Here is a 4083-nt window from a genome sequence, read left to right as displayed (position 1 = left end):
GACACGCTCAAGGACCGCATTGTGCTGCGGACGCAGGAAATCTCCAACCATCCTGAGGTGATCCGGCGGCTCGGCGTGATCGCCATGAACGGAATGATCGAGGCCGATATCTACGGCAATGTAAACTCGACCCACATCCGCGGCACCAGCATCATGAACGGTATCGGCGGCTCGGGCGATTTCGCCCGAAACGCCTATCTCTCGATCTTCATGACGCCCTCGACCGCCAAACACGCATCGATCTCGTCTATCGTCCCGATGGTAACCCATGTCGATCATACCGAGCACGACGTGCAGATCGTGGTGACGGAGCATGGCCTCGCGGACCTGCGCGGTCTGTCTCCGAAACAGCGGGCCGGAGTCGTGATTGACAACGTAGCGCATCCATCGTTCCGGCCCGCGCTCAGGGATTACTTTGAGCGGGCGTGCAAATTTTCACCTGGAAAGCACACCCCGCATCTGTTGGACGAAGCCTTCCGTTTAGTTCAAGCAACCTAACTTGGGACGGCACTTTCTGCATCAATGCGGGCTTTTGCGATTTCCACCCTCAACGTAAGTCGCCCTCGCACTTCCGAGTCGGGTCGATCGCCGATCTCCCCCGGGGCGGACTCGTCCCGCCCGGTCGGCATGTCTCAAACCTGCCGAAAATCGAACCTGCGGGAACGGCGGCATCTGGCGCAAAGCGGCCGTCGCCAAAGGGCCGTCGTTCAAGAGCTGTCATGAACGGACTCTCGACGTGGCTGGAGCCTGACATCTCCCCATTTATTGATCCATCGCAACAACGCGCGCCCATGGCGTTGCTATCCAATACAGACCGCTCAAAGCGCTTCAGGTTGCGGAGATGCCGTGCCAAAGCGTTCGGGTGCCGCGGAAGCGTGGTCCGCTCCATTCACGATAGAAATGAGGAGATGAGCCATGGCCAATAAAGAAGTCGTAATCTGTTCTCCCGTGCGCACTGCCATCGGCACATATGGCGGCACACTGAAAGATATGACGGCGGTCGATCTCGGTGCCGTGGTGGTCCGCGCGACGCTTGAGCGCGCGAAACTCGCGCCCGGAGAGGTCGACACGGTAGTCATGGGCAACGTGATTCAGGCTGGCAACAAAATGAACCCGGCCCGACAGGCGGCCATCAATGGCGGCGTTCCGGTCGAGGTTCCAGCGCTAACGGTCAACCGCGTCTGTGGCTCAGGTGCGCAAGCGATTGCGAGCGCGGCGCAGGAGGTGATGCTCGGCCTGATCGACAGTGCAATCGCCGGTGGCATGGAGAACATGGACCGCGCCCCGTATCTCATGGGCTCCGGGCGCTGGGGTTACCGTATGGGTGACGCGCAAATATTCGATTCTATGCTGATGGACGGCCTCAATGATGCCTTCTCCGGTAAGCATTCCGGATGGCACACCGAAGATCTTGCGGCCTCGCACCAGATCACCCGCGAAGAGCAAGACCGTTGGGCCGAACGCTCGCAAAAGCGCTTTTCCGCGGCTCAATCGGCTGGCAAGTTTGTTGCGGAGATCACCGCGGTCGAAATTGCCTCGCGTAAGGGTCCTACCAAATTCGACAAGGACGAACATAATCGGCCCGATACCACGATGGAGAGCCTCGCGAAGCTCAAGCCCGCATTCCGCAAGGAGGGTACCATCACTGCCGGTAACGCGCCCGGGCTTAATACGGCTGCGTCAGCGATGATTGTGGCCGATCGCGCATGGGCCGACAAGAAGGGCCTAGCACCCATGGCGCGCCTCGTCGCCTACGGTATAGGCGCTGTTGAGCCGGGTATGTTCGGATTGGGTCCGGTACCGGCGGTGAAGCAGGCGCTCGATCGTGCCGGTTGGAAAGTCTCCGACGTCGAGCGCATTGAGATCAACGAGGCCTTCGCGGCGATAGCGATTGCCGTCGCGAAGGATCTCGGTCTGAATGCCGAGGTGGTCAATGTAGAAGGCGGCGCGATCGCACATGGCCATCCGATCGGCGCTTCCGGCGCGGTGCTGACGACTCGATTGCTGCATTCGATGAAACGCGATGGTGTCAAAAAAGGCGTCGTCACGCTTTGCATCGGCGGCGGCCAGGGAATTGCGCTCGCACTCGAGACCGTGAATTGAGCCAATCCTTGACTTAGGCGGATGCCGTCATAAGCCGACGCGTGCCGGTTTCCGACGCGCGTAGGCTCCGGATGAGACCCGCTTGAACGCGCGGTCTCTGCATCGGCGTTGAGATGGATATAGATGCTTCACTTTCCCCCGCTGAACGCTCCGACGCCTTTTCTGTTCTTCACCGGCAAGGGCGGTGTTGGCAAAACCTCTCTGGCGTGTGCCACTGCCATCGGCCTCGCCGACCGTGGGTTGCGTGTCCTGCTTGTCAGCACCGATCCCGCGTCGAACCTCGACGAGATGCTCGGGATTGCCCTGACTGATCGCCCGACCCCGGTGCCGAACGTCGCCGGACTTTCGGCGATGAACATTGATCCGGAGGCAGCCGCCGAGAGTTATCGAGCCCGCGTGCTCGAACAACTTGGTCCCGGGACCACCGCTGACGAGCGATCGACCGTGCGCGAGCAGCTCTCTGGCGCTTGCACCACCGAAATTGCCGCCTTCGACGAGTTCGTGGGGCTTCTGGATGGCGATGAAGCGGGGTTCGACCACATCATTTTCGATACCGCCCCGACAGGCCACACGCTGCGACTGCTTAGCCTGCCAAAGGCATGGACCGGTTTTCTGGCGGGCAATGACCGCGGCGCGTCTTGCCTCGGTCCACATTCAGGTTTGAAGATGCAGGAGGACCGCTTTCGCCAGGCGCTTCAGGCGCTGGGCGATTCCAGGCGGACCACCATCATTCTGGTCACGCGCGCCGACAGGGGCGCGATCCGCGAGGCGGCCAGAACCTCGGGCGAACTCGACGCGCTCAATCTCTCGAACCAGATACTCGCCGTGAACGGACGCTTCCACGCCACGGACGCGACTGATGTCGTTGCAATTGCCCTTGAGCGGGAACAGGACGAGGCCCTGGCCGCGATGCCGGCGTCGCTGACGAAACTGCCGCGCGACGAGATCCCGCTGCTTGGTTTCGACATCGTCGGCCTTGCGGCGCTCAGGGCATTGTTATCGTCCTCCTATCCGCCGCCGCCGATCGCAACCAGCGACCAAACTGCCGAGCCGGTTGACTTGCCGGGCCTCGACCGGCTGGTTGACGACATCGCGCAAGGCGCCCGCGGCCTCATCATGGTCATGGGCAAGGGCGGCGTCGGAAAGACGACGATTGCCGCCGCCATTGCCGTAGGACTGGCCAAGCGGGGTCATGCCGTCCACCTCAGCACGACCGATCCGGCGGCTCACGTCGCTTTCGTCGTTGATGGCGCGATGCCGGGCCTGACGGTCGACCGGATCGACCCCCGGGTCGAGACGGAGCGGTATGTCGCTAAAATATTGGCAAGCCGCGGCCGTGACCTCGACGAGCAGGGCAGGGCGCTGCTGCTTGAGGATCTTGCTTCGCCATGCACCGAGGAAGTCGCCGTGTTCCATGCTTTCTCGCACGTTGTTGCGGAGGCCAGGAGCGCCTTCGTGGTGCTTGATACGGCCCCAACCGGCCACACGCTGCTCCTGCTGGATGCGACCGGTGCCTATCATAGGCAGATGACAAGCCAACTCGAACCGAGCGGAGCGGGGCGTATCGTTACACCGCTGATGCGGCTGCAGGACCCCACCCATACAAGGGTGATCCTGGTGACCTTGCCGGAGACAACGCCTGTTTCGGAAGCTGCCGCCCTTCAGGAGGACTTGCGTCGTGCGGGCATCGAACCGTTCGGTTGGGTCATCAACAAATGCCTCTCCGCCTCAGCAACCCGCGATCCCCTGCTGCGATTGCGGCGCGCGAGAGAGCTGGCGCAGATAGCTCGCGTTCAGAACGGGCTGGCAAAGCGGGTCTTCATGATCGGCTGGCGAAGCAAGCCCCCAATCGGCGTTGCCGAGCTTGAGGCACTGTCATGATTAACCCCGATTCCCTGATGGTGTCCGCTCCGGGTCCAGGCTGTGTGAAAACTCCGACGTCGAACTTGCGCGTAGAAAGTTTGTCTCGATTACGTTGAA

At 61.6% G+C, this 4083-nt stretch carries 3 protein-coding genes; all 3 read left to right on the top strand.

Features of this window, described 5'->3' with window-relative positions; all coding sequences use genetic code 11:
- The coding region (locus QZ213_RS25535) for an acetyl-CoA hydrolase/transferase C-terminal domain-containing protein (RefSeq protein ID WP_291688841.1) at nt 1-498 on the top strand (498 nt) is incomplete at its 5' end.
- Between the two features lie 417 nt (nt 499-915).
- Nucleotides 916-2103 (top strand): acetyl-CoA C-acetyltransferase, encoded by a 1188-nt coding sequence (locus QZ213_RS25530; RefSeq protein WP_291688840.1) that lies wholly within the window; start codon nt 916-918, stop codon nt 2101-2103.
- 123 nt (nt 2104-2226) lie between these two features.
- Complete coding sequence (arsA, locus tag QZ213_RS25525; protein ID WP_291688839.1) at nt 2227-3984, top strand: arsenical pump-driving ATPase; 1758 nt, start codon at nt 2227-2229, stop codon at nt 3982-3984.
- Nucleotides 3985-4083 lie beyond the last annotated feature (99 nt).

The organism is Bradyrhizobium sp., assembly GCF_017881085.1.
GTDB lineage: Bacteria > Pseudomonadota > Alphaproteobacteria > Rhizobiales > Xanthobacteraceae > Bradyrhizobium.
This window is presented reverse-complemented; position numbering and strand designations above follow the sequence as displayed.

Excerpts from the sequence above, each read along its gene's own strand:
- QZ213_RS25530 (WP_291688840.1), top strand. The coding sequence starts at position 916 with ATGGCCAATAAAGAAGTCGTAATCTGTTCTCCCGTGCGCACTGCCATC.
- arsA (WP_291688839.1), top strand. The coding sequence starts at position 2,227 with ATGCTTCACTTTCCCCCGCTGAACGCTCCGACGCCTTTTCTGTTCTTC.